Source organism: Amycolatopsis sp. cmx-8-4, from assembly GCF_046548675.1.
Classification (GTDB): domain Bacteria; phylum Actinomycetota; class Actinomycetes; order Mycobacteriales; family Pseudonocardiaceae; genus Amycolatopsis.
Genome location: NZ_JAEBDZ010000015.1, coordinates 42,901 through 65,638, shown reverse-complemented (window position 1 = coordinate 65,638; position 22,738 = coordinate 42,901). Strand labels below are relative to the sequence as shown.

Below are 22,738 nucleotides of genomic sequence, written 5' to 3'. Positions count from 1 at the left end.
CGATTCAGGCCAGTGCATGCCGAACTGTGATTATCGCCTGATATTGACGGGAAATCTCACGACGACGGCTTCAAGGCCAGCTTCGCCAGCAGTTCCCGCGCCCGCTCGGCCGAGCGCGGCTGGCACAGGACGTCGTACCGGCCCGCGACGAGCTGGCTCGCCGACGAGAAGTCCCGGCGCCCGCGCGACGTGCCGTACCCGATGGCGGCGAACACCAGCCCGGAGAGGATGCCCAGCACGAGCCCGGTGAGCACCTGCAGCACGAAGCCCCGGTTGACGAACAGCCCGAGCAGCACCCCGGCGAACACGCCGAACCAGGCCCCCGAGAAGGCGCCGGTGCCGAGCACGCGGCCCCAGCTGAGCCTCGCGATGACGCGTTCGACGACCATCAGGTCCACGCCGACGATCGTGACGTCGCTGACGGAGAACTCGCTCTCCGCGAGGAAATCGACCGCCTGCTGCGCCTCGCCGTAGGTCGCGTACGACCCGATCGGCCAGCCGGTCGGCGGGGTCGGCAGCCGCGGCAGGCCTTGGGACGCCCGGCCGCCCCCGAAGGGACTACTCACCATCATCACCTGCGCACTCGTGGGTCTTGGTCGTCCATCTTGTCAAGAACGCCCGGACCGTGCGAGCCGCTTACCCCGAAAGGCCGGACACCCCGCCATGTCGACAAGTCGCTTCGCACTTTCATAGGGAAAGATGCGTCGGAGGCCCCTCCGGACGCATCTTTCATAGGGAAAGTGGCGGCCCTCAGGAACGCGACTTGTATTCGCGCAGCAGGCCGCGGCTGATGATCGTCTTCTGGATTTCGCTCGTGCCCTCACCGATCAGCAGGAACGGCGCCTCACGCATCAGGCGCTCGATCTCGTACTCCTTCGAGTAGCCGTAGCCGCCGTGGATGCGGAACGAGTCCTGCGTGACCTCCGCGCAGTACTCCGACGCGATCAGCTTGGCCATGCCCGCCTCGACGTCGTTGCGCTCGCCCGAGTCCTTCAACCGGGCCGCGTTCACCATCATCAGGTGGGCCGCCTCGACCTTGGTCGCCATCTCGGCCAGCTTGAACGCCACGGCCTGGTGCTCGGCGATCGCCTTGCCGAACGTCTTGCGCTGCTGGGCGTACTCCACCGCCAGCTCGAACGCGCGGATCGCGATGCCGCACGCCCGCGCCGCGACGTTCACGCGGCCGACCTCGACACCGTCCATCATGTACGCGAAGCCCTTGCCCGGGGCCTCGCCGAGGACCATGTCCGCGCCGATCTCGTAGCCGTCGAACACCGCCTCGGTGGTGTCGACGCCCTTGTAACCCATCTTGTCGATCTTGCCGGGGATGGTCAGGCCCGGCGCCACCTCGCCGAAGCCCTCGGGCTTCTCGACGAGGAACGCCGTCAGGTTCTGGTGGGGCTTCTCGGCGCCCTCGTCGGTCTTGACGAGCAGCGCGATCAGGTTGGACGAGCCGCCGTTGGTCAGCCACATCTTGGCGCCGTCGACGACGTAGCCGTCGCCGGTCTTCTTCGCGCGCGTCTTGATGGCGGCGACGTCGGAGCCGAGGTCCGGCTCGGACATCGAGAACGAGCCCCGGACCTCACCGGTCGCCATCCGCGGCAGGAAGTGCCGCTTCTGCGCCTCGGTGCCGTGGCGGGTGATCATGTGCGCCACGATGAAGTGCGTGTTGATCACGCCGGACACGCTCATCCAGCCCCGCGCGATCTCCTCGACGACGAGCGCGTAGGTCAGCAGCGACTCGCCGAGCCCGCCGTACTCCTCCGGGATGGTGATCCCGAACAGGCCCATCTCCTTCATGCCCTCGACGATGTCGGCCGGGTAGGTGTCGGAGTGTTCGAGCTCCTGCGCGTGCGGGATGACCTCCTTGTCCACGAACTGGCGGACGGTCGCGAGGATCTCCGACTGCACGTCGGACAGGCCGGCGGTCTGGGCGAGACGGGCCATCACGGCTCCCTTTCCGGTTACGACGCCGCTCCCGGCGCTAGGTTACCGGTGAGTATGACCCGAAACGGGCCACCCTGCTATGAGGGCGCTCACGCCCGGCCCCCTCAGCACCGTAAAGTGCGACCGGAAGGGGAGGAACCATGACTTATCCGCAGGATCCGAACGACCCGTACGGCCAGCAGCAGCCGCAGTCGGGTGGTTTCCAGCAGCCCCCATCGGGCGGCTACCAGCAGCCGGGTTACGGCCAGCAGTACCCGTCGGGCGGCTACCCGCAGCCCGGTTACGGCCAGCAGTACCCCGGCATGGGGATGCAGCCGAAGGAGGGCCCCGGGCTCGCCATCGGCGCGCTGATCTGCTCGATCGCCGGCATCTTCCTGTGCTTCCTGATCGCCGTCGCGGGCATCATCATGGGCCACATCGCCTACAACAAGGCGAAGGCCGGCCAGGCCGAGGGCCAGGGTGTGGCGATGGCGGCGTTCATCGTCGGCTACGCCGCGATCGCGCTCAACATCCTGGGGTTCCTCCTCTTCTTCGGGGTCGGCGCCGCGAACGGTCTCTTCCATTGACCGGCTAAGTTGAGGTCCTGCACGCACCGAGGGGGCCCGCGATGACCGACCCGTCCGGCGACAAGGACCACCCGTCCACGTCGTACGACCCGCCGTCGACCACCGAGTCGTCGTACGACCCGGGGTCCTACGAGCCGCCCGCGACAGCGGACCCGACGTTCGACAGCACGGTCCCGGACAGCACCGTTTCGGACAGCACCGTCGCCCACGACACCGCCTCGGACCACACCGTTTCGAGCGCCACGGCCGCCGACACGACGGTCGCGGGTGCCACGGCGCCGGCGCCGTACCCGGCCGCCGGGAGCCTGCCGCCGGGGGCGTTCGAGACGCCCGCGGCGCACATCCCCGGCACGCCGCACGCGGCCCCGGGCTACCCGCAGCAGACGTACGCGCAGCCGTACCCGCCGGCGTACGGCGCGCCCTACGCGCCGCCGGCGCCGTACGCCCAGCCCTACCCGGGCGCTCCGCGCACCCAGGACAACGCGCTCGCCATCGGCGCCCTGGTCTGCTCGATCCTCGGCTTCTGCTCCGGCATCACCGCGCTGCCCGGGCTGATCATGGGCCACATCGCGCTGAGCCGCACCAACCGCGGCGAAGGCGGCGGCCGCGGGCTCGCCACGGCCGCCGTGATCATCGGCTACGTCGTCGTCGCGCTGTGGGTCGGCTTCTTCACGACCTTCATCATCCTGGGCGTGAACGGCCAGTTCGACAGCTAGTCCGACGTTGGCAATGCCGCGTCGCCAGGACTGCGCGGCGCCGGGGCCGCGTGCCCGTTCGCCTCCGGTTTCGCTTCCACCGCATCGGGTTCCGGCGCGGCCTCGGGAATCGCCGGAGCGGCGGGCGCCGGCGGGGCCGCGGGCGCCGCGGCCTGCTTCGGGGTGTGCGCGTCGAGGAAGCGCAGCAGCTCCACCGGGAACGGCAGGATCAGCGTCGAGTTCTTCTCCGACGACACCTGGACCACCGTCTCCAGCAGCCGCAGCTGCATCGCCGACGGCGTGTCGGCCATCGTCGCCGCGGCCTGCGCGAGCTTGTGCGACGCCTGCAGCTCACCGTCGGCCGAGATGACGCGCGCCCGGCGTTCCCGCTCCGCCTCGGCCTGCCGGGACATCGAGCGCTTCATCGCCTCCGGCAGCGCGACGTCCTTGATCTCGACCTTGTCGATGTGGATGCCCCAGTCGAGCGCCGGGCTGTCGATCATCAGCTCCAGGCCCTCGTTGAGGTGCTCGCGGTTCGACAGCAGGTCGTCGAGCTCGCTCTTGCCGATGATCGAGCGCAGCGACGTCTGCGCGACCTGGCCGACGGCGGCGCGGTAGTCCTGCACGTTGACCGCGGCGACGACCGGGTCGATCACCTTGAAGTAGACGACGGCGTCGACCCGGACGGTGACGTTGTCGCGGGTGATGCCGTCCTGCGCCGGGACCGGCATCGTGATGATCTGCATGTTGACCTTCTGCATCCGGTCCACGAACGGGACCAGCAGTTTCAGGCCCGGCTCCTGCACCCGGGACCGCACCCGGCCGAACCGGAAGACGAGCCCGCGTTCGTACTGCTTGACCACGCGCACGCCGGCCGCGAGCCAAGCTCCGCCCAGTACGACGACGGCGCTGACGATCTCCACCACCATGGCTGCTCCCGGGGTTGCGATTTCCCCTGAAAACCCAGCGTACGCCCGTGGCCACCAGGGCGAAACGCGCTGGACGCGGCGACCAGACTGAGGTCGTGAACGACCTTCGCGTGCCTCCGGTCTTCGCCGCCCGCGCACCCCGCGTGCTCGGCCCCGGAGCCGTCCCCTGGCTGGCCGCCCTGCCGGCCCTCGCCGCCGCGTACGCCCGGGAATGGGGCCTGACGTTCGAGGGCGAGGCGATGCACGGCTACGTCGGTGTCGTCCAGCCCGCGCGCCGGGCCGACGGCACGCCGGTGGTGCTGAAACTGGGCTGGCGCGACGACGAGTCCACCGACGAGCCGGTCGCACTGTCCACATGGGCCGGCCGGGGTGCGGTGCTGCTGCTGGACTCCGCGCCGGACGACGGCGTCCTGCTGCTGGAGCGGCTCGACGCCGGGCGCACCCTCGATCACCTCCCGCTGCGCGAAGCCGTCCCGATCCTGGGCGGGCTCGCACGGCGGCTGGCCGTCCCCGCGCCGCCGGAGCTGACCCGGAGCGTCCGCGCCGAGGCCGCGGGACTGGTCGAGGAACTCCCCCGGCACTGGACCGAGCTGGGCGAGCCGTTCGACCGGCGGCTCGTCGACGACGCCGTCGCGATCTGCCGCGAGCTGGGCCCGGACTCGGGATCGGCGCTGGTGAACGAGGACCTGCACTTCCAGAACGTGCTCGCCGGGCAGCGCGAGCCGTGGCTGGTCATCGACCCCAAGCCGCTGTCCGGCGACCTCGAGTACGGCGTGATCCCGTTGTTCTGGAACCGGTTCACCGAGTCCACACTGGACGAACGGCTGGCGATGATCGTCGCCGCGCTGGAGCTGGACGCCGAAAAAGCGCGGGCCTGGACGCTGGTGCGAGCCGTGCAGAACTGGCTCTGGATGGTCGAGGAGTTCGCCGAATCCGGCGAGGAGAGCGACGACCCGGCCTTCGTCACAGTGCCGGAAATCGCAGCCTGGGCAGCCAGCCGATAGGGTCGGCGCCATGGCCGGGGTCAACAGGGTTTTCGCAGCTCAGCTGTCGGGTTTGCCGGTGTTCGGCCCGGACGGCGAATCCATCGGCCGGGTGCGTGACCTGGTCGTCGGACTGCGGCTGGACGCACAGCCACCGCGGATCCTCGGCGTGGTCGTCGAGCTGGCGACGCGACGACGGGTCTTCGTGCCCATGCTGCGGGTCACCGCGATCGAGCCGACCGCCGTCACCCTCGCCACCGGCTCGGTCAACATGCGCCAGTTCACCCAGCGGCCCAACGAGGTCCTGGTGCTCGGCCAGCTGCTGGACGCGCACGCGACCCTGGCCGGCTCGGACACCCGCGTCACCGTCGTCGACGCCGGGATGGAGCCGACCCGCACCCGCGACTGGGTGCTGGCGAAGCTCGCCATCCGGGAGCGGCGGGTCGGGCTGGGCCGCCGCCGCTCGGCGATGCAGGTGCTGCCGTGGGCGGAGGTGGCCGGGCTCAGCCTGACCGACATCACCGGCCAGCAGCAGGGCGCCGGGCAGCTGCTCATGCTGTTCGACACCATGCGCTCGGTCGACGTCGCCGCGACCATCCGCGACCTGCCGCTCAAGCGCCGGCACGAGGTCGCCGACGCGATGGACGACGAGCGCCTCGCCGACGTCCTCGAAGAGCTGCCCGACGACGACCAGAAAGAGCTGCTGTCCTACCTCGCCGAGGAGCGCGCGGCCGACATCCTCGAGGCGATGAGCCCGGACGACGCCGCCGACCTGCTGGCCGAGCTGGCCCCGGCCGAGCAGAGCCGGCTGCTGGAGCTGATGGAGCCGGAGGAGTCGGCGCCGGTCAGGCGGCTGCTGGCCTACTCCTCCGACACCGCGGGCGGCCTGATGACCCCCGAGCCGGTGGTCCTCACGCCGGACACGACGATCGCCGAGGCACTGGCGCACATCCGCAACGCCGAGCTGCCGCCGGCGCTGGCCAGCATGGTGTTCGTCTGCCGGCCGCCGACCGCGACGCCGACCGGGCGCTTCGTCGGCGTCGTCCACTTCCAGCGGCTGCTGCGCGAACCGCCGGCGGAGCTGGTGGCCAGCGCCGTCGACACCGGGCTGGCGGCGCTGCGGCCCAACGCGACGCTGCCCGAGGTCACCCGCTACTTCGCGGCCTACAACCTGACCTGCGGACCGGTCGTCGACACCGAGGACCACCTCATCGGCGCGGTGACCGTCGACGACGTCCTCGACCACCTGCTGCCCGAGGACTGGCGCGAGACCGGCCTGCACGACACGACCGGCGAGACCGGCGAACAACTGGAGGCCGAACGTGCCTGAGCCGACGTCCGGACGGCGGCTGGACCAGCCCCGCAGCCAGAACCGGTTCAAGCTGAACATCGACCCGGACACCTTCGGCAGGCTCACCGAGCGCGTCGCCCGGTTCCTCGGCACCGGCAAGTACCTGTTCTGGCAGACGCTGCTGGTGATCGTCTGGATCGCGATGAACCTCACCGCCGTGTCGCTGCAGTGGGACCCGTACCCGTTCATCCTGCTCAACCTGGCCTTTTCGACGCAGGCGGCGTATGCGGCGCCGCTGATCCTGCTCGCGCAGAATCGGCAGGAGAACCGCGACCGCGTCTCGCTGGAGGAGGACCGGAACCGGGCCCTGCAGACGAAGGCCGACACGGAATACCTGGCCCGGGAGCTGGCGGCGCTGCGGCTGGCGGTCGGCGAAGTGGCCACGCGGGACTACCTGCGCGGCGAGCTGGACCGGCTGCGCGAGGACCTGGCCGTCCAGCCCAGGAAGGCCAAACCGAACCGCGCTCCTACCGGCTCGTAACATGGACGGGGTGACCAGCACTCAGCAGCTCCCCAGCGTCGACGACGTCCGCAGCGCGCTGAAGAGCGTGCAAGACCCCGAGATCCACAAACCCATCACGGACCTGGGGATGGTCAAGGACGTCGTCGTCGGCGAAGACGGCGTCGTCACCGTCGGGATCTACCTGACCGTGGCCGGCTGCCCGTTGAAAGCGACCCTGACCAAGGACACGCAGGACGCCGTCTCGAAGCTCCCCGGCGTCGCCGACGTCCGGGTCGAGCTGGACGTGATGAACGACGAGCAACGCACCGAGCTGCGGAAGTCGCTGCGCGGGGAGGCCACCGAACCGGTCATCCCGTTCGCGCAGCCGGGCTCGATGACGCGGGTGTACTGCGTCGCGTCCGGCAAGGGCGGCGTCGGTAAGTCGTCGGTCACGGTGAACCTGGCCGCGGCCATGGCCCAGCGCGGGCTCTCGGTCGGCGTCGTCGACGCGGACATCTACGGCCACTCGATCCCCCGCATGCTGGGCACCCGCGAGAAGCCGACCAAGGTCGACACGATGATCATGCCGCCGCAGGCGCACGGCGTGAAGGTGATCTCGATCGGCATGTTCACCCCGGGTAACACCCCGGTGGTGTGGCGCGGCCCGATGCTGCACCGCGCGTTGCAGCAGTTCCTGGCGGACGTCTTCTGGGGCGACCTCGACATCCTGCTGCTGGACCTGCCGCCGGGCACCGGCGACATCGCGATCTCGGTGGCCCAGCTGATCCCGAACGCGGAGATCCTGGTCGTCACCACCCCGCAGCAGGCGGCGGCCGAGGTGGCCGAGCGCGCGGGCGCGATCGCGCTGCAGACGCGTCAGCGCGTCGCGGGCGTCATCGAGAACATGTCGTGGCTGGAGCAGGCCGACGGGTCTCGCCTGGAGATCTTCGGCTCGGGCGGCGGCCGGACGGTGGCGGACTCGCTGACGAAGTCGATCGGCTCGGAGGTCCCGCTGCTGGGCCAGGTCCCGCTGGACCCGCGCCTGGTCGAGCAGGGCGACTCGGGCACCCCGCTGGTGCTGTCCGCGCCCGACGCCCCGGCGTCCGTGGTGCTGAAGGAAACGGCGAAGAGGCTGACGGTCCGGGCACGCGGGCTGGCCGGGATGATGCTGAACGTGACGCCCGCGGGCCGCTGACCCCGAACGCCCCAATGTGGCGTTGGGTGCATCCAAAGCACCCAATGTGGCGTTCGGTGCGTCCAGCGCACCCAACGCCACATTGGGGCGCATGGGAACCTCGGGTCAGGTGGCGTCCGGGTCGATCGGCGGGCGCTCGCCGGGCTTCAGCGGCTCCGGCTGGGGCTTCGTCTGAGCGGCGGTGTAGCCGTTCGTGCCGTTGGTCCCGTTGCCGCCGTTCGTGATGCCCTTGAGGCCGAGCGGGTCGCTGTCACCGTCGAACAGGTGCTGCGTCACCACCCGCTTGGGGTCGAAGTTGCGCAGCCCGCGCAGGTCTTCCAGCGGCTTGCGCAGCTGGTCGAACTCCGGGCCCATCTCCTCGCGAAGCTGCTCTTTCGCCCCGGTCGCGAAGTCGCGGACCTTCTTCACGCTCTTCGCCATCCAGGACGCCGCCTCGGGCAGCCGTTCCGGGCCGAGGATGAAAAGACCGGCGATGATGAGGACGAGGATTTCCCCCCATCCGACACTGTCGAACACCGTCAACCTCCGCTCGGAACCTACTGGCTCAGGGTACTCGCCACCGGCCCCGCTCAAGCAGGCCGAAGGTCGGAACTCAGGTGAACCTTGTTCAGCCGTCGCCCGCCGCATGACACCTGCATTGACCAGCGGTCTGCGCGCGGGGCGCGGCGGGCTACCCAGAACAAGGTTCAGTCGGAAGCCAGGGTTACGTCCACGACGAAGCTGGCGCCGTCACGCGCCAGCGACACCGGGACCACCTCGCCGACGTCGTGTGCTCGCACCGCGACCGTCAGTTCCGCGGAGTCGCGGACCAGGCGGGTGCCGATCTTGGTGATCACGTCGCCCTCCTTGATGCCCGCGTTCGCGGCCGGGCCGCCGGGGGCGACGTTCTTGACCTGCGCGCCCATCGTGGACGAGCCGGCGACCGTCGAGGACGCGTTGATGCCGATGTCGGCGTGCTGGACCTTGCCGTCCTTGATCAGCGCCTTCGCGATCTTGATCGCGTAGTCGCTCGGGATGGCGAAGCCGATGCCGATGCTGCCGCCGTCCGCGCTGGACGAGCGGATCGACGAGTTGATGCCGACCAGCGCGCCGGTGGCGTCGACGAGGGCGCCGCCGGAGTTGCCGTGGTTGATCGCGGCGTCGGTCTGGATGGCCTCGTAGGTGACCGGCGCGGCGCCGTTGTCGCCGCCGGCGGTGATCGGCCGGTTCAGCGCGCTGACGATGCCCGCCGTCACCGAGTTCTGCAGCGCCAGCGGCGAGCCGATGGCCATCACGGTGTCGCCGACCTGCAGGTCCGAAGACTTGCCGATCTGCAGGACGGTCGGGTTGGTGACGTTGACCTTCACCACCGCGAGGTCGGTCTTCGGGTCGGTGCCGACGAGCTTGGCGTCGGTGCGGGTGCCGTCGATGAAGATCGCGGTGATCTTGACGCTCGGATCCGCGGCGGCGGAGCTGATCACGTGGTCGTTGGTGAGGATGTAGCCCTGGGGGTCGATCATCACGCCGGAGCCCTGTTCGCCGGACTCGGCGCCGGGCTTGAACACCTCGAGCGAGACGACGGCCGGGGAGACGCGCTTGGCGATCTCGGCGACCGAGCCGGCCGGGCGCTCCTTGGCGGCCTCGGCTTCGGAGATCGTCGCGGAGCCGGTGAGCTCGGTGCCGGTGTCGGCGGCCCACCAGCCGACGAGCCCGCCGACGGCCCCGACGAGCAGCGCGACGACCCCGAGCAGGATCAGCGCCTTCGGCTGCACCCGGCGGCCGAACAGCACCTCGGGCAAGCTGAGCAACGCCCCGGGCGGACGTCGAGCGGGCTTTTCCTCGTCTTCGGCGGGCATCGCGGGCCCGGCGAGCACGGCCCCGGCGCCCGGATCACGCCAGGGATCACCCGTTCCGGTCCACAGCGGCGGCTCGGCCTGCGACGCGTCCCCGACGGCCTCCCGCGGCCGCTCCAGGAGAACGCCTTCGGCCCCGGGCGGCCGGCTGAACGCCTCGGCCAGCGACTCGGGAGCCGGCGGGGTCAGCTTGACGCCGTTGGCCTGCTGGGGGGCGTAGAGCTTGTCGAACGCCCCGTCGACCCCCTGCGGGCGGCCGAACACCGCGGCCTGCCCCGGATCGACGGCCGGCCGCGCCAGCGGGCGCGGCCCCAGCCGGTCGGCATCACGCGCGCCGGGCTGCTCGGGATTCACGTTCGGCTCGGTCATCATTCCCCGGTGCTGAAGATCAGGTGGCTGGGCGTGACGATACCCAAGCCCAGTGCGCCGAGTCTGCCGGTACGGCGGTGAAATGGCTGTTTCTTGGCCGGAACCGCGAGTTGCCCACAGGCACCCGGCAATGTGGACAAACCGGCGTTGTGAGTCACCGGATCACCGGTTCCGCGGGTGGGCGCCGATAAACTGGACCCGGGGCAGCCCCCCTGGGAGTGGCGGGGGGTGCTCGGATCCGGTCAGCGAAGCTCGGTCAGCGAACGCCGACCGGCACCGCGATCGGCGAGCTCACCGGGGTCGACGTCACCGGGGGAGCAGGCGCCAGGCGGGGGGCCTGGGGCACCGCCATCTGAGCCGGGAGCAGGTTCGCGTTCTGCGGGACCTGGCCACCCGTGTCCGGGGTGCCGTCACCGCTGTCCGCCGTCGTTCCCACCAGGGCCAGCGCGCTCAGCACCAACCCCGACACGACCACACCCGCGCCCTGCGCCGCGCGGCGCTTGAAGCGGCCGCCGCCCAGGACGTTCGGGGACTGGCCGAGCGGTGCCGACGAGCCGAGCGGCGCCACGCCGCCCAGGACGCCCGAGTCGCGCAGGCCGGCGACCCGGTCGGGCCGCTGGACCGCGACGAGCTGGCCGTCGGCGGTGATCGCCAGGTTGTCGGGGCTGCTGGGCAGGTCCGTGTGCTCCGGGATGGACCGGAGGCTCGCCAGGAACCCGGCCGACATCGACGGCGCGCCCGCGCCGCGGATCGCGGCGCAGGCCTGTCGCTGAGCCTGGACATCGCCGGCGCAGGACGCGCAGCGCGTGATGTGCGACGCCGCGCGGTCACGCGCGCCGTGCGAAAGCTCGCCGTCCACGAACGCGACCACGGCGTCCGGCAGCAGGTGCGACTCGGGGAGTCCCCAGCCTCGCGGTGCGGTCATACCGACACCTTCGCAGACTCCGGGGCGTAACTGCGCCGGCGCTCCAGCGAGGCGCGCAGCGCCTGGCGACCACGGTGGATCCGGCTGCGGACGGTGCCCAGCTTGACGTTGAGCGTGGCGCCGATCTCCTCGTACGAGAGGCCTTCGACGTCACACAGCACCACGGCGGCCCGGAACTCCGGCGGCAGCTCGTCGAGCGCGGCCTGCAGGTCCGGGTCCAGGTGGGTGTCGGTGTAGACCTGCTCGGGGCTCGGGTCGTCGCCCACGATGCGGTCGGTGTCCTCCGGCAGGCCTTCCATGCGCACCCGCGAACGGCGGCGGGCCATGTCCAGGAACAGGTTGGTGGTGATCCGGTGCAGCCAGCCCTCGAACGTGCCGGGCTTGTAGGACGCCAGCGACCGGAAGACCCGGATGAAGGTCTCCTGGGTGAGGTCCTCGGCGTCGTGGGTGTTGCCGGTCAGGCGGTAGGCGAGCCGGTAGACCCGGTCACCGTGCTCGCGGACGACCTCGTCCCACGACGGTGGCGTCCAAGCCGCCTCGTCGAGGGACACGGGCTGAACCGCGTCGACGGCCGTATCGGCGTTCTGCATCGTGGGAGCAGGCACCTCCATCTGTGTTTCTCCTGTCTGCTCCACCCAACGCGGGCCACGGGCACGGTGTTCCCGTGCGTCTGGATTCGAGTCTGTCGGCGTTCCTTATGGTTCTAGTGAGACTGGACTGAGAACAGGCTGAGAAGTTCTTCCGGGGTGCTTACCAGGGAGCCTGCGCGGATTTATCGACAACCAACGCTAACCTCCGTGCGTGAACACGCCCACCCCTGCGGCCGCACCGGCCGACTCCGGGTTCGTCGACGGGTACCTGCCCGACGACGAGGTGCTGTCTTCGGCGCGCGCACGGGCCGAGGACCTGGGCTGCAGCCCGCTGAGCGCGGGAGCGGGCGCGACCCTGCGGTTCCTGGCCGCCACGCTGCGGGCGAAGGCCGTCGTCGAGGTCGGCACGGGTGCCGGCGTGAGCGGGCTGAGCCTGCTGCGCGGGATGGCCCCGGAGGGCATCCTGACGTCGATCGACCTCGAACCGGAGTACCAGCGGGCCGCACGCGCGACGTTCCGCGAGGCCGGCTACGCACCGGGCCGGACCCGGCTGATCGTCGGGCGGGCGCTGGACGTCCTGCAGCGGCTGACGCCGGGTGGCTACGACCTGGTGTTCGTCGACTCGGCGCACATCGAGTACCCGGGGTGCTACGAGCTGGGCGTGTCGCTGCTGCGCCGCGGCGGGATCATCGCGTTCCACAACGTCCTGGCGGGCGGCCGGGTGATCGACCCGTCCCGGCGCGACCCGGAGACGCTGGCCCTGCGCGAGGTGGCACGGGCGTTCCGCGAGGACGAACGCCTGGTCCCAGCCCTGCTCCCGGTGGGCGGCGGGCTGTTGGTGGCCGCGGCGATCTGAGCTTGCCGGTCGGCACGATCCGCCTGGTCACCGCCACGATCTGAGCACCTGTCCACAAGTCGGCCCGCCTGTGGACAGGTCGCCGCTCGTGCCGGTTTTGTCGGTGGCCGCCGGTAAACTGGAACGGGGACGCCCCCCAGGGTTGGGCGGGGGTTTGCTTCCGGCGCGGGGGGCGTGTTTCCGGGGCGGGGCGTGTCGCAGAGGCGTCTGGGCGGCTGACCTCAGCTCGGCACCAGCTCGCGGTGCTCGGTGCTGATCCTGGTCCCGGCGCCCACCGCGGCCGCCGCCAGCAGGAGCCAGATCGCCACCAAGGCGATCAGCCAGCCCCAGCCCGCGTCGCCGTCGACGTTCGCGCCGGCCGCGCCGCCGATGCTGCTGCCCAGGTAGTACGTCGCCGTGTACATGCCGCCTACCTGGCCTCGCGCGTCCTCGGGGGCGTCGGCCGCCGCCCAGCCGTTGGCGACCGCGTGCGCGGCGAAGAACGCGCAGGTCAGCACCAGGAAACCGGCGATGACCAGTGGCAGCGAGTCCGGCAGGGTCAGCGCCGCCCCGGCGGCCATCAGCAGCAGCGAGCCGATCACCGCGCGACGACGGCCGACGCGCGCCACCAGCCGCCCGGCCGCCGCCGAGGACACCGAGCCGGTCGCGTAGGCGAGGAACACCAGCGACGCGATCGCCGGCGACAGGTTCAGCGGGTCGCCGGTCAGCCGGAACCCGGCCGCGTTGTAGAGCGCGACGAACGAGCCCATCGCCAGCAGCGCCACGGCGTACTGCGCGAGCAGCACCGGGCGCCGCACCGCCGTCACCAGTCCGTTGACCACGGCCTTGAGCCGCACCTTCCCGCGAGCCGTGCCGGGCGGCAGCGTCACGACGGTGATCGCGGCGCACACCGCGCCGATGCCCGCGACGACGTACAGCGCGCCGCGCCAGCCGAGCGGCCCGGCGGAGAAGCCGGCGGACAGCCGGCCGAGCATGCCGCCGACCGTGTTGCCCGCGATCATCGCGCCGACGGCGGCGGCGACGCCCGCGCGGCCGAGCCGTTCGGCCAGGTAGGCCGCCGCGACCCCGGGGAACCCGGCGATCGCGATGCCCTGCAGCGCGCGCAGCACGAGCAGCGCCGGGTACGTCGGCATCAGCGGCAGCAGCAGCCCGAACACGACCGACGCGACCACCGACGTCACGATCACCGGCCGCCGCCCGACCACCTCGGACAGCGCGGCGATCGGCAGGACCGCGATGGCCAGCGAGCCGGTCGCGACGCTCACCGCGAGCGCCGCGCCGCCGGGGTCGAGGTGGTACTGCGCGGCGAGTTGCGGCAGCACCGGCTGCGGCGCGTAGAGCAGGGCGAAGGAGGAGATCCCGGCCGCGGCGACGGCCGTCTTGACTCGACGGGTGGTGGTCACCACCCGAAAGTAAGCAGCGCTAACCAATACGTCCAATACGCAGTTGGTCCATAATCCATGTGATGACGTATGACTCGCTGTCCGCGCAGGTCGCGCCGCACCTGCGGCTCCTCGTCGCGCTGCGGGCTACGGGGAACGTCACACGCGCGGCCGAACTGCTGGGCGTCCCGCAGCCGACGGTGAGCCGCCGGATCGCGGCGCTGGCCGACGCGCTGGGCGCGCCCCTGACCGTCCCGGACGGCCGCGGCATCCGGCTCACCCGCGCGGCGGAACTGCTGGCCGAGGCGGCCGAGCGGGCCCTCGCGGCAGTCGACACCGGCGTCCGGCTGGCGCGCGAGGAGGTGGCGCCGGAGTCCGGGCACGTGGTGCTCGGGTTCCTGCACCTGCTGGGGCGGACGCTGGTGCCGTCGCTGCTGCGCGGCTACCGGGCGCGGTACCCGGGGGTGCGGTTCACGCTGGTCCAGGGCTCGCGGCAGGACATGCTCGACCGGCTCGCGGGCGGCGAGCTGGACCTCGCGCTGCTCGCGCCGTTGCCGTCGGAGGCGCCTTCGCTGGTTTCGGCGGGGCTGGCCGAGGAGGAGATCCTGCTGTCGGTCCCGACGGGCCACCGCCTCGCGGACCGGCGGCAGGTGCGGGTGGCCGAGCTGGCCGAGGAGGAGTTCGTGCTGCTGGAGCCGGGTTACGGCGTCCGCACGCTGACGGACGAACTCTGCGCGGCGGCGGGCTTCACGCCACGCATCGCGTTCGAGGGCCAGGAGTCCGACACGGTCCGAGGCTTGGTCGCGGCGGGTCTCGGCGTGGCGCTGCTGCCCCGGTTCGGCCCGGGCACGCCGGCGGGAGTGGCGGAAGTACCGCTCAACCCACCGGCGTCACGGACGATCGGCCTGGTGTGGCGCGCGGGCGAGCCGATGACCCCGGCGGTGACGGCCTTCCGCGACCACGTGCTGGCGACAGCGGGGCGCAAGTGAGCCGGCCGCCGCCGGGAAACTCCCCCACCCTTCCCTGGGGGGCGTCCCCGGCTCCAGTCTATCGGCGACCCCCGACGAAGCCCGGCGAAAACGGTCCTGAGCAGCGAGTTGTCCACAATCCAGCCAGGCTGTGGACAACTCCGGGCGGCGCGACGGCAGCGACAGTCCGGCAGCAGTGCAGACAGCCCGGGACGGTCCGGCAGCAGCCGTGGACAGCCCGGGACAGAGCAGTGCAGACAGCCCAGGACAGCCAGGCGACCAGCGCGAACAGCCCGGCAGGAGCACAGACAGCCCGGGCCGCCGCCACGTGGCCTGCGAACCTCAGCCCAGTGAAGCGGCCAGCTCCACCAAGGTCCGGGCCGCGAAGCCCGTCGCGCCCGGGACCACCTCGTTGTAGTTCTTCTCCGACCTCGCCGGGCCCGCGATGTCCAGGTGGGCCCAGGGCAGGCCCTCGGTGAACTCGCGCAGGAACAGCGCCGCCGTGATGCTGCCCGGGCCGCCCGGGGTCTGGCGGACGTCGCCGAACTCGCCCCGGACGTTCTCCGCGTAGTCCTCCACCAGCGGCATGCGCCACCACGCCTCGCCGACCCGCGAACCCGCCGCGACGACCGACGCCGCGAGCGCGTCGTCCGTGGCGAACAGGCCGCCGGTGCGCAGGCCGAGCGACACCTTCATCGCGCCGGTGAGCGTCGCCGCGTCGACGACGACGTCCGGGGCGAACCGCTTGATGCCGTACGCCAGCGCGTCGGCCAGGACCATCCGGCCCTCCGCGTCGGTGTTGCCGACCTCGGTCGTCTTGCCGCCGTAGTGGCGGACGATGTCGCCCGGCCGGTACGCCGACCCCGACACGTGGTTCTCGGCCGCCGGCACCAGCGCGGTGACCCGCACCGGGAGCCCGAGCGCGGCGATCGCGCGGGTCGCGGCGATCACGGCCGCGCCGCCCGCCATGTCCGTGCGCATCAGGTGCATGCCGTCGGCCGGCTTGATCGACAGGCCGCCGGTGTCGAACGTGATGCCCTTGCCCACCAGCAGCAAGTGCTTGACCGCACCGGAAGCGCCGGACGGCTTGTAGGACAGCTCGATCAGCCGCGGCGGCCGCGCGGAACCGCCGCCGACGGCCAGCACGCCGCCGAAGCCCTGCTCCGCGAGCCACTGCTCGTCGCGGATCGTCGCCTCGACGCGGGGGCCGGCCACCTTCGCCGCGGTGTCCGCGAGCCAGGCCGGGGACTTGACGTTCGAGGGGGTGTTCGCGAGGTCGCGGGTCAGCGCCGTCGCGGCGGCCAGCGCCGTCGCCCGCTCGACCAGCTCGGTGTGGCTCGCCACCGCGCGGTCGTGCGTCACCAGCCGCACCGTCCGCACCGCCGGCTTCAGGTCCTCTGTGGACACCTTGAAGCGGTAGCCGCCGAGCAGCAGCCCCAGCACCAGCTCCGTGACGTGCTCGCCGGACGCCTCCTCGGGCAGCACGAGCTGCACCGCGCGGAACGCCTTCCCGCCGTGCTCGACGTCGTCGGCCAACCCCGCGTTCACCGCGCGGACCAGCGCCGCGCCGGTCTTCCGGTACTGCTTCGGCTCGCCGTCGCCGAGCCCCGCGACCCAGCGGGGACCGTCGCCGGGGACCGTCTGCACGTCGCCCGCTTTGCCGGTGATCCGGACGCCGCCGATCTCGACCGGCTCGGCCTCGACGTCGTCGGCCGGCGCGGTCACGAGCCGGACCGTCGGGGTGCCGCGGCGAAGGTCGCCCGCGACCTCGATGTCGAGGAGACTAGTCGGAACGGGGGGTAGCGGATTACGCACAGTGAGCAACCTTCGGGCGCAGAGGAACCGCGACCCCGGCCTCCGAAGGGAGACCGGGGTGCGACGGAAGGACGGTTCTGGGGGGCCGGTTCAGCCGGTGACCTCCTGCAAAGCGGCGCCGAGGTCTTTCGCTTCCTCCGCGGAGAGTTCGACGACGAGTCGCCCGCCACCCTCGAGCGGTACGCGCATCACGAGGCCCCGCCCCTCCTTAGTCACTTCGAGGGGACCATCTCCGGTCCGGGGCTTCATGGCCGCCATAGCGTGCTCCCTCCGTCTCAACCGGCGCGCCCGGGTCGCGCTCGCGTGAAAGCCAGCCGGGTCTTACCGTCCATTGTCCCCTATCAGCGCCTCGGCGCATCAGTGGACCGATCTTTTGCTGCCGTATCGGTGCTGGTATGCGGCTCGCGAGGGGTGTGAGAGTCTCGGACGACCGATGTTTCAGCGCAAGGAGAAGACGTGACCACATCCGACGTCCTGCTGATCGCCGACGCCGACGGGGTGCGCACCCTCACCCTCAACCGGCCGCAGGCGTACAACTCGCTGACCGTCGAGCTGAAGGAAGCACTGCTCGCGGCCCTGCGCGGGGCGGCGGACGACGAGAGCGTCCGGGCCGTCGTGCTGACCGGTTCGGGCAAGGCGTTCTGCGCCGGCCAGGATTTGAAGGAGCACGTCGGGTTGCTGCAAGCGGGTGACCCCGCCCCGCTACACACGGTGAAGGAGCACTACAACCCGATCGTCAAGGCGATCGTGGCCATGGCGAAGCCCGTCATCGCGGCGGTCAACGGCACCGCCGCCGGGGCCGGCGCGGCCTTCGCCTACGCCAGCGACCTGCGGATCGCCGCCGAGTCGTCGTCGTTCCTGATGGCCTTCGCGAACGTCGGGCTGGGCCCGGACTCGGGCGCGTCGTGGACGTTGCAGCGGCTGGTCGGCTACGGCCGCGCCGCCGAGCTGATGCTGCTGGCCCGCACCGTCGACGCCGCCGAGGCGCAGCGGCTCGGCCTGGTCGGCGAGGTCGTGCCGGACGACGAGCTGGCGGCGCGCGCCCAGCAGGTCGCGGCGAAGCTCGCGGCCGGGCCGACCGTGGCGTACGCGAAGATCAAGAGCGTGCTCAACCTCGCCGCGCAGTCGACGTTCGACGAGGCGCTCGACGCCGAGGACGCCGCCCAGACCGCACTGGGCGCGACCGCCGACCACGCCGAAGCCGTCGAGGCCTTCGTCGGCAAGCGCAAGCCGGCCTTCCAGGGCAAGTAAGCAGTCTGCCGCAGCTCGTCGTGAGTGTTTAGGGCGGTTAGAACCGCCCTAAACACTCACGAGGGCCACGGCAGACCCGGGAACCCGTCAGCCCGCCCGGAAGCAGGTTTCGATGTGGTCGTCGACCATGCCGGTGGCCTGCATCAGCGCGTAGCACGTCGTCGGGCCGAGGAACGCGAAGCCGCGCTTCTTCAGCTCCTTCGCCATCGCCTTCGACTCGTCCGTGATGGCCGGGACGTCCGCCATCGTCTTCGGCCGCCGGTGCGAAGAGGGCGCGAACGACCACAGCAGGTCGTCGAGCGGGACGTCCAGGCCGGCGATCGCCCGGGCATTGTTGATCGCCGCCAGGATCTTCGCGCGGTTCCGCACGATCCCCGCGTCCTGCATCAGCCGCTCGATGTCGGCGTCGCCGAACTTCGCCACCTTCACCGGCTTGAACTGCTTGAACGCCTTGCGGAAGTTCTCGCGCTTGCGCAGGATCGTGATCCACGACAGCCCGGACTGGAACGCTTCGAGGCACAGGCGCTCGTACAGCTCGTCCTGGCCGTGGAGCGGCGTGCCCCACTCCTTGTCGTGGTAGTCGATGTAGTCCGGGGTCGAGTTGCCCCAGCTGCACCGCGGGACGCCGTCGGTGCCGATCAGTTCAGTCATCCCCGCCCACCGAATAGTCCTCCGCGAACTTCGCGAACCGCCGCAGCGACTGGCGCACCCCCAGCGCGAACGCCGGCCGCACGACCGGCCAGCCGAGCCGGCCCAGCGGCCCGAACGGCAGCCGCAGGTGCTCGGCCCAGACGAACGTCGAGCGCTGCGCGCCCTTCGGCACCACCTGGAACACGCCGGTGCCCTGCACGACGCTGCCGAAGTGCCGCACCGAGCACCGCACCGGCGGCTCCCAGGTGGTGATCTCCATCTTGTCGGTGAAGCCGATCCCGGCGACGCCGGTGAACGCGGCCAGCCGCGAGCCGACGCTGCGGCCGTTGCCCTCGGTCACCTCGACGTCGGTGCCCAGCATCCACTCGCCCTGGCGCGTCCAGTCCGTGAGCGCGAGCCAGGTCGTCCCGGCCGGGGCGCGGACGTCGACCGACAGCACGAGGTCCGTCACTGGGCGCTCTCCGGCGCGGTCTCGCGCTCGGCTTCGAGCTCGGGTTGACGCTCCGGTTGACGCTGTTCCAGCTCGGCGACCCGGGTGCGCAGCTCGTCGATCTCGACGCCGAGGCGGCGCAGCACCCAGTCCACTTCGGACATCTTGTAGCCGCGCAGCACCAGCTGGAAGCGCACGTCCTCCAGGTCTTCGCCGGTGATGTCCTCGGCGGGCAGCCGCGTCGGCGAGCTGCCCGGCGGCAGCGGGGCCAGCTCCTCACCCCGGCCGAACACGACGGCGGCCAGGAGGAACACCACGGCGGCCACCAGCAGCATGACTACGAGGTAGATCAGCGCGGTCGTCACGCGACGATCGTGGCATACCCGCCCCAGGAACGTCTCGCGAGCACGACGAGCCGCAGGGAAAGAAGCACCCAGGCGACCATCAACACGGCACACGGGACGCTCAGGAACAACCTCGACGCGTCGACGACGCCGGTCGAGCCGATCAGCAGGCCCACCGAGGCGAGGTTGACGCCGACGGCCACCGCGAGCAGGACGCCGCAGAACCGGGCCAGCCGGACGGCGTCCAGGCGGCGGCTGAGCCAGCGGGTGCCGAGCAGCGCGAGCAGGCCGATGACCGGCACGACGAACACCGCGCCGTGGGTGAGGTGCGCGACGAGGCGGTACCACTGCGGCGTCGACGTCGGCAGGTTCGTCCAGGCGCCGTAGGTGAGGATCCGGGCGTAGTCCCAGGACGCCTGCATCAGCGGCACGCCGATGACGAGCTTCCACAGCGTGCGGACGCCGCTGAGCATGCCGAGCTCGGCCTGGTAGTCGCGGGCGACGACGGCCGCCGGGCCGAAGTCGGCGACGGCGCGGCGCTCGGCGTCCTCGTCGCCGCGGCCGCCGGCGCGGTAGGCGTCGGCGGCGTCGTGCAGGCCGTCGCGCGCCTCGTCCAGCAGGTCGGCCTTGAACTTGCCGCAGCCGTGCAGCCGCCGGTCGAGGTCGGCCAGGTACTCGTCGATCATGCGCCCAGCACTCCCCCGATGACGGCCGTGAACTGCCGCCATTCCGTGCGTTCGGCGGCCAGGGCCTGCTGACCGGAGCGGGTGAGCCGGTAGGTGCGCCGCTTGCGGCCGGAGACGACGTCCCACTCGCTGGCCAGCCAGCCGGCCCGTTCGAGCCGGCGCAGCGCCGGGTAGACCGTGCCCGTCGGCAGGTCGAGCGCGCCGTCGCTGCGCAGCTGCAGGGCCTCGATGATCGCGTAGCCGTGCAGCTTCCGGCCGTCGAGGACCGCCAGCAGCAACGCGTCGAGGTGCCCGCGCAAGGAGTCCGCCTTCATGGGTACGCAGTCTACACGTCGACTGGCTACATGTAGTCAGACTATGTGTAGCCTGCCTACATGAACGCACTCCCGGTCGCGAGACTCCAGTTCGCGACGACGACCTCGTTCCACTTCCTGTTCGTGCTGCTCACCCTGGGCTTGGTCACGCTGGTGGCGGTGATGCAGACGCGCTCGGCGCTCGGCGGAAAGCCCGAACTGGAGCGGATGACCCGCTTCTGGGGCCGGCTTTACGTGATCAACTACGCGCTGGGGATCGTCACCGGCATCGTGATGGAGTTCCAGTTCGGGCTGACCTGGACCGGTCTCTCCGCTTTCGCCGGCGACGTCTTCGGCGCGCCGCTGGCCATCGAGACGCTCGTCGCGTTCTTCCTCGAGTCCACGTTCCTCGGGTTGTGGATCTTCGGCTTCGGGCGCATGGGCAAGTGGCTGCACCTGGCGCTGATCTGGCTGGTCACGCTCACGGCGTACGCGTCGGCGCTGTTCATCATGCTGGCCAACTCGTTCCTGCAGGACCCGGTCGGCAGCCACGTCGAGCACGGCACGCTGCGCCTCGACGACTTCGGCGCGCTGTTCACCAACCCGGCGCTGGCCGCGTCGCTGCCGCACGTGGTCGCCGCCGCGATCCTGACCGGCGGGTTCTTCGTGGCCGGCGTCAGCGCGTACCACTTCCTCAAGCGCACCACCGAGATCGAGTTCTTCCGCCGCTCGATGCGGATCGGCGTCGTCGCGGCGCTGATCGGCGCGATCCTGGTGGTCAACCAGGGTTTCGCGCAGTTCGGCGAGCTCGCGATGTACCAGCCGGACAAGCTGAAGGACGGCGGCGTCGGGCTGCCGCTGGGCCTGATGATCATGCTCGGGTTCGTCATGCTGCTCTGCGCGCTGCTCGGCACGGCGCTGCTCTTCCGCGACCGGATCACCAAGGCCCGGTTCCTGCACCGCCTGATGGTCGCGGCGATCCCGCTGCCGTTCGCCGCCGCGATCCTCGGCTGGCTGGTGCGCGAGATCGGGCGTCAGCCGTGGCTGGTCTGGGGGAAGCTGCGCACCGCCGACGCGCTCGCGGACGTCCCGGCCGGCCAGATCCTGTTCTCGTTCATCGCTTTCTCACTGCTGTTCGCCGCGCTCGCCGTGGCCGACTGGGTGCTGCTGGCGCGCGTGGCCAAGCGCGGCCCGGAGCCGGTCGAGCACGACGTCGCCGAACTGCCCGTCCTGAGCGGAGTCTGACCGGTGGTGACCTTCTGGTGGGGCGTTCTGGGCCTGCTGACCTGCGGCTACTTCGCGCTCGCGGGGTACGACTACGGCGTCGGGATGCTGCTGCCCGCGTTCGACGCCGGCGAGCGCAGACGGCGGCAGACGCTCGGTGCGCTCGGGCCGTTCTTCCTGGCCAACGAGGTGTGGCTGGTGGCCGCGGTGGGCGTGCTGTTCGGCGCGTTCCCGCACCTGGAAGGCAAGGTGTTCGCCGGGGCGTACGTCCTGGTCGTGACGCTGCTGCTCGGCCTGGTGACGTTCACGGCGTCGATGCAGCTGCGCAGCCGCCGCCCCGGTGCGCCGCGCGGCGCGTGGACCGCGGGCATCGTCGGCGGCGCGCTGGTGACGGCGGTGTCGTGGGGCCTGTTCCTCGGCAACCTGGTGGCCGGGCTGCCGTTGACCGCCGACGGCTCGCCGTCCGGTGACGTCTTCGCGCTCTTCAACCCCTACGCCGTGCTGTGGGGGCTGGGGTTCGTCGCGTTGTTCTGCTTGCAGGGCGCGGTGTTCCTGGCCGTGCGCGCGCCGGCCGAGCTGACCGGGCGCGCGGTGCGGCTGGCCAAGGCCTTCCTGCCGCCCGCGGCCGGCTTCCTGGTCGTCGCCACCGGATGGGGTTCGGTTGTCCTGCACGGGGTGACGGCGGCGGGCATCGGCGTGGTCGTGCTGGCGTTCCTCGCGCTGGGTTCGGTGTGGCTGGGTCTCGCGCTCGAGCGCCACCGGGTGGCACTGCTCGGGGCGATGACGCTCGCGGCGTGTCCCGCGCTGCTCGTCGGCACGCTGCGGTTCCCCGCGATCCTGGTGGCGGACTCGGGTTACGCGCTCACGACGACCGAAGCGGCGACGTCGTCCGGCACGTTCGCCGTGCTGACGTGGTTCGCGCCGCCCGCGGTGCTGGTGCTGCTCGTCGTGCAGTGGCTGACCTGGCGCGCGCACCGCGCTCCCGTCGACCAGCGTTCGCTGCTGCACTTCTAG

The 22,738-nt window shown here is 71.4% G+C and carries 26 protein-coding genes; 11 read left to right on the top strand and 15 right to left on the bottom strand.

Features of this window, described 5'->3' with window-relative positions:
• Positions 1-56 precede the first annotated feature (56 nt).
• Both ACLJQZ_RS29015 and ACLJQZ_RS29010 read right to left on the bottom strand, forming a co-directional pair.
• A complete protein-coding gene (locus tag ACLJQZ_RS29015) occupies positions 57-572 on the bottom strand; it encodes a general stress protein (protein ID WP_410623045.1) in 516 nt (171 codons plus the stop codon).
• A gap of 178 nt (positions 573-750) precedes the next feature.
• Positions 751-1,947: an acyl-CoA dehydrogenase family protein gene (locus ACLJQZ_RS29010; RefSeq protein ID WP_410623044.1), complete on the bottom strand. Its 1,197-nt coding sequence runs from the start codon at positions 1,945-1,947 to the stop codon at positions 751-753.
• Between the two features lie 140 nt (positions 1,948-2,087).
• Here ACLJQZ_RS29010 and ACLJQZ_RS29005 point away from each other — a divergent pair, with 140 nt between their 5' ends.
• A complete protein-coding gene (locus ACLJQZ_RS29005) occupies positions 2,088-2,513 on the top strand; it encodes a DUF4190 domain-containing protein (protein ID WP_410623043.1) in 426 nt (141 codons plus the stop codon).
• A 41-nt stretch (positions 2,514-2,554) separates the two neighbouring features.
• On the top strand, positions 2,555-3,229 hold the full coding sequence (locus tag ACLJQZ_RS29000; protein WP_410623042.1) for a DUF4190 domain-containing protein: 675 nt from the start codon (positions 2,555-2,557) through the stop codon (positions 3,227-3,229).
• On the opposite strand, the gene ACLJQZ_RS28995 is transcribed toward ACLJQZ_RS29000, so the two are convergent.
• Entirely contained in the window at positions 3,226-4,137 is a 912-nt protein-coding gene (locus ACLJQZ_RS28995; RefSeq protein WP_410623041.1) for a slipin family protein, read from the bottom strand. The genes ACLJQZ_RS29000 and ACLJQZ_RS28995 overlap by 4 nt on opposite strands.
• A gap of 95 nt (positions 4,138-4,232) precedes the next feature.
• On the opposite strand from ACLJQZ_RS28995, the gene ACLJQZ_RS28990 reads away from it, so the two are divergent.
• From ACLJQZ_RS28990 to ACLJQZ_RS28975, 4 genes are read left to right on the top strand one after another with little or no spacing between them, the layout of a single operon-like run.
• Positions 4,233-5,141, top strand: a complete 909-nt coding sequence (locus tag ACLJQZ_RS28990) for an aminoglycoside phosphotransferase family protein (protein WP_410623040.1) — start codon at positions 4,233-4,235, stop codon at positions 5,139-5,141.
• A 10-nt stretch (positions 5,142-5,151) separates the two neighbouring features.
• Entirely contained in the window at positions 5,152-6,450 is a 1,299-nt protein-coding gene (locus ACLJQZ_RS28985; RefSeq protein ID WP_410623039.1) for a magnesium transporter MgtE N-terminal domain-containing protein, read from the top strand.
• Positions 6,443-6,952, top strand: a complete 510-nt coding sequence (locus ACLJQZ_RS28980) for a DUF1003 domain-containing protein (RefSeq protein ID WP_410623038.1) — start codon at positions 6,443-6,445, stop codon at positions 6,950-6,952. The genes ACLJQZ_RS28985 and ACLJQZ_RS28980 overlap by 8 nt, the downstream gene beginning before the upstream one ends.
• A 10-nt stretch (positions 6,953-6,962) precedes the next feature.
• Positions 6,963-8,108: an Mrp/NBP35 family ATP-binding protein gene (locus ACLJQZ_RS28975; protein ID WP_410623037.1), complete on the top strand. Its 1,146-nt coding sequence runs from the start codon at positions 6,963-6,965 to the stop codon at positions 8,106-8,108.
• 105 nt (positions 8,109-8,213) lie between these two features.
• On the opposite strand, the gene tatB is transcribed toward ACLJQZ_RS28975, so the two are convergent.
• The 4 genes from tatB to sigE all read right to left on the bottom strand — a co-directional run bounded on the left by tatB (position 8,214) and on the right by sigE (position 11,845).
• Complete coding sequence (gene tatB / locus ACLJQZ_RS28970) at positions 8,214-8,624, bottom strand: Sec-independent protein translocase protein TatB (protein ID WP_247061036.1); 411 nt, start codon at positions 8,622-8,624, stop codon at positions 8,214-8,216.
• A 170-nt stretch (positions 8,625-8,794) separates the two neighbouring features.
• Positions 8,795-10,312 carry a S1C family serine protease gene (locus tag ACLJQZ_RS28965; RefSeq protein WP_410623036.1) on the bottom strand — a complete coding sequence of 506 codons (1,518 nt, stop codon included), beginning with the start codon at positions 10,310-10,312 and terminating at the stop codon, positions 8,795-8,797.
• A gap of 253 nt (positions 10,313-10,565) precedes the next feature.
• On the bottom strand, positions 10,566-11,234 hold the full coding sequence (locus tag ACLJQZ_RS28960) for a hypothetical protein (RefSeq protein WP_410623035.1): 669 nt from the start codon (positions 11,232-11,234) through the stop codon (positions 10,566-10,568).
• A complete protein-coding gene (gene sigE, locus ACLJQZ_RS28955; protein WP_410623034.1) occupies positions 11,231-11,845 on the bottom strand; it encodes an RNA polymerase sigma factor SigE in 615 nt (204 codons plus the stop codon). Before sigE ends, ACLJQZ_RS28960 begins: the two co-directional genes overlap by 4 nt.
• A gap of 190 nt (positions 11,846-12,035) precedes the next feature.
• Here sigE and ACLJQZ_RS28950 point away from each other — a divergent pair, with 190 nt between their 5' ends.
• Complete coding sequence (locus tag ACLJQZ_RS28950) at positions 12,036-12,680, top strand: O-methyltransferase (RefSeq protein WP_247061033.1); 645 nt, start codon at positions 12,036-12,038, stop codon at positions 12,678-12,680.
• Between the two features lie 221 nt (positions 12,681-12,901).
• On the opposite strand, the gene ACLJQZ_RS28945 is transcribed toward ACLJQZ_RS28950, so the two are convergent.
• Positions 12,902-14,083 carry an MFS transporter gene (locus ACLJQZ_RS28945; RefSeq protein ID WP_410623033.1) on the bottom strand — a complete coding sequence of 394 codons (1,182 nt, stop codon included), beginning with the start codon at positions 14,081-14,083 and terminating at the stop codon, positions 12,902-12,904.
• Positions 14,084-14,145: 62 nt separating this feature from the next.
• Here ACLJQZ_RS28945 and ACLJQZ_RS28940 point away from each other — a divergent pair, with 62 nt between their 5' ends.
• Positions 14,146-15,051, top strand: a complete 906-nt coding sequence (locus tag ACLJQZ_RS28940) for a LysR family transcriptional regulator (RefSeq protein WP_410623032.1) — start codon at positions 14,146-14,148, stop codon at positions 15,049-15,051.
• Positions 15,052-15,372: 321 nt separating this feature from the next.
• Here ACLJQZ_RS28940 and ACLJQZ_RS28935 read toward each other — a convergent pair whose 3' ends face one another.
• Together ACLJQZ_RS28935 and ACLJQZ_RS28930 are read right to left on the bottom strand one after the other, a co-directional pair.
• Entirely contained in the window at positions 15,373-16,845 is a 1,473-nt protein-coding gene (locus tag ACLJQZ_RS28935) for a leucyl aminopeptidase family protein (protein WP_410623031.1), read from the bottom strand.
• Positions 16,846-16,935: 90 nt separating this feature from the next.
• The gene (locus ACLJQZ_RS28930; protein ID WP_005155393.1) at positions 16,936-17,103 is read right to left on the bottom strand and encodes a DUF3117 domain-containing protein; all 168 of its coding nucleotides are present in this window, start codon (positions 17,101-17,103) and stop codon (positions 16,936-16,938) included.
• A gap of 198 nt (positions 17,104-17,301) precedes the next feature.
• On the opposite strand from ACLJQZ_RS28930, the gene ACLJQZ_RS28925 reads away from it, so the two are divergent.
• The gene (locus ACLJQZ_RS28925; protein ID WP_328646084.1) at positions 17,302-18,096 is read left to right on the top strand and encodes an enoyl-CoA hydratase-related protein; all 795 of its coding nucleotides are present in this window, start codon (positions 17,302-17,304) and stop codon (positions 18,094-18,096) included.
• Between the two features lie 87 nt (positions 18,097-18,183).
• Here the strand turns inward: ACLJQZ_RS28925 and ACLJQZ_RS28920 are convergent, their stop codons facing one another.
• From ACLJQZ_RS28920 to ACLJQZ_RS28900, 5 genes are read right to left on the bottom strand one after another with little or no spacing between them, the layout of a single operon-like run.
• Positions 18,184-18,747, bottom strand: coding sequence for a DNA-3-methyladenine glycosylase I (locus ACLJQZ_RS28920; protein ID WP_410623030.1), 564 nt, complete (start codon positions 18,745-18,747; stop codon positions 18,184-18,186).
• Entirely contained in the window at positions 18,740-19,198 is a 459-nt protein-coding gene (locus ACLJQZ_RS28915) for an SRPBCC family protein (protein ID WP_410623029.1), read from the bottom strand. Before ACLJQZ_RS28915 ends, ACLJQZ_RS28920 begins: the two co-directional genes overlap by 8 nt.
• Entirely contained in the window at positions 19,195-19,542 is a 348-nt protein-coding gene (locus tag ACLJQZ_RS28910) for a DivIVA domain-containing protein (RefSeq protein ID WP_410623028.1), read from the bottom strand. The genes ACLJQZ_RS28915 and ACLJQZ_RS28910 overlap by 4 nt, the downstream gene beginning before the upstream one ends.
• Complete coding sequence (locus tag ACLJQZ_RS28905) at positions 19,539-20,207, bottom strand: permease prefix domain 1-containing protein (protein ID WP_410623027.1); 669 nt, start codon at positions 20,205-20,207, stop codon at positions 19,539-19,541. The genes ACLJQZ_RS28910 and ACLJQZ_RS28905 overlap by 4 nt, the downstream gene beginning before the upstream one ends.
• Complete coding sequence (locus tag ACLJQZ_RS28900; protein WP_326946299.1) at positions 20,204-20,521, bottom strand: helix-turn-helix transcriptional regulator; 318 nt, start codon at positions 20,519-20,521, stop codon at positions 20,204-20,206. Before ACLJQZ_RS28900 ends, ACLJQZ_RS28905 begins: the two co-directional genes overlap by 4 nt.
• A gap of 60 nt (positions 20,522-20,581) precedes the next feature.
• Between ACLJQZ_RS28900 and ACLJQZ_RS28895 the strand changes: the two genes are divergently transcribed.
• On the top strand, positions 20,582-21,745 hold the full coding sequence (locus tag ACLJQZ_RS28895; protein ID WP_410623026.1) for a cytochrome ubiquinol oxidase subunit I: 1,164 nt from the start codon (positions 20,582-20,584) through the stop codon (positions 21,743-21,745).
• A 3-nt stretch (positions 21,746-21,748) separates the two neighbouring features.
• Positions 21,749-22,738: a cytochrome d ubiquinol oxidase subunit II gene (locus tag ACLJQZ_RS28890; protein WP_410623025.1), complete on the top strand. Its 990-nt coding sequence runs from the start codon at positions 21,749-21,751 to the stop codon at positions 22,736-22,738.

What these genes read in the sequence shown, in the direction of transcription:
- ACLJQZ_RS29015 (WP_410623045.1), bottom strand. Translation starts at nt 572, where the DNA reads ATGATGGTGAGTAGTCCCTTCGGGGGCGGCCGGGCGTCCCAAGGCCTG.
- ACLJQZ_RS29010 (WP_410623044.1), bottom strand. Translation starts at nt 1,947, where the DNA reads ATGGCCCGTCTCGCCCAGACCGCCGGCCTGTCCGACGTGCAGTCGGAG.
- ACLJQZ_RS29005 (WP_410623043.1), top strand. Translation starts at nt 2,088, where the DNA reads ATGACTTATCCGCAGGATCCGAACGACCCGTACGGCCAGCAGCAGCCG.
- ACLJQZ_RS29000 (WP_410623042.1), top strand. Translation starts at nt 2,555, where the DNA reads ATGACCGACCCGTCCGGCGACAAGGACCACCCGTCCACGTCGTACGAC.
- ACLJQZ_RS28995 (WP_410623041.1), bottom strand. Translation starts at nt 4,137, where the DNA reads ATGGTGGTGGAGATCGTCAGCGCCGTCGTCGTACTGGGCGGAGCTTGG.
- ACLJQZ_RS28985 (WP_410623039.1), top strand. Translation starts at nt 5,152, where the DNA reads ATGGCCGGGGTCAACAGGGTTTTCGCAGCTCAGCTGTCGGGTTTGCCG.
- ACLJQZ_RS28965 (WP_410623036.1), bottom strand. Translation starts at nt 10,312, where the DNA reads ATGATGACCGAGCCGAACGTGAATCCCGAGCAGCCCGGCGCGCGTGAT.
- ACLJQZ_RS28960 (WP_410623035.1), bottom strand. Translation starts at nt 11,234, where the DNA reads ATGACCGCACCGCGAGGCTGGGGACTCCCCGAGTCGCACCTGCTGCCG.
- sigE (WP_410623034.1), bottom strand. Translation starts at nt 11,845, where the DNA reads ATGGAGGTGCCTGCTCCCACGATGCAGAACGCCGATACGGCCGTCGAC.
- ACLJQZ_RS28940 (WP_410623032.1), top strand. Translation starts at nt 14,146, where the DNA reads ATGACGTATGACTCGCTGTCCGCGCAGGTCGCGCCGCACCTGCGGCTC.
- ACLJQZ_RS28930 (WP_005155393.1), bottom strand. Translation starts at nt 17,103, where the DNA reads ATGGCGGCCATGAAGCCCCGGACCGGAGATGGTCCCCTCGAAGTGACT.
- ACLJQZ_RS28920 (WP_410623030.1), bottom strand. Translation starts at nt 18,747, where the DNA reads ATGACTGAACTGATCGGCACCGACGGCGTCCCGCGGTGCAGCTGGGGC.
- ACLJQZ_RS28905 (WP_410623027.1), bottom strand. Translation starts at nt 20,207, where the DNA reads ATGATCGACGAGTACCTGGCCGACCTCGACCGGCGGCTGCACGGCTGC.
- ACLJQZ_RS28900 (WP_326946299.1), bottom strand. Translation starts at nt 20,521, where the DNA reads ATGAAGGCGGACTCCTTGCGCGGGCACCTCGACGCGTTGCTGCTGGCG.
- ACLJQZ_RS28895 (WP_410623026.1), top strand. Translation starts at nt 20,582, where the DNA reads ATGAACGCACTCCCGGTCGCGAGACTCCAGTTCGCGACGACGACCTCG.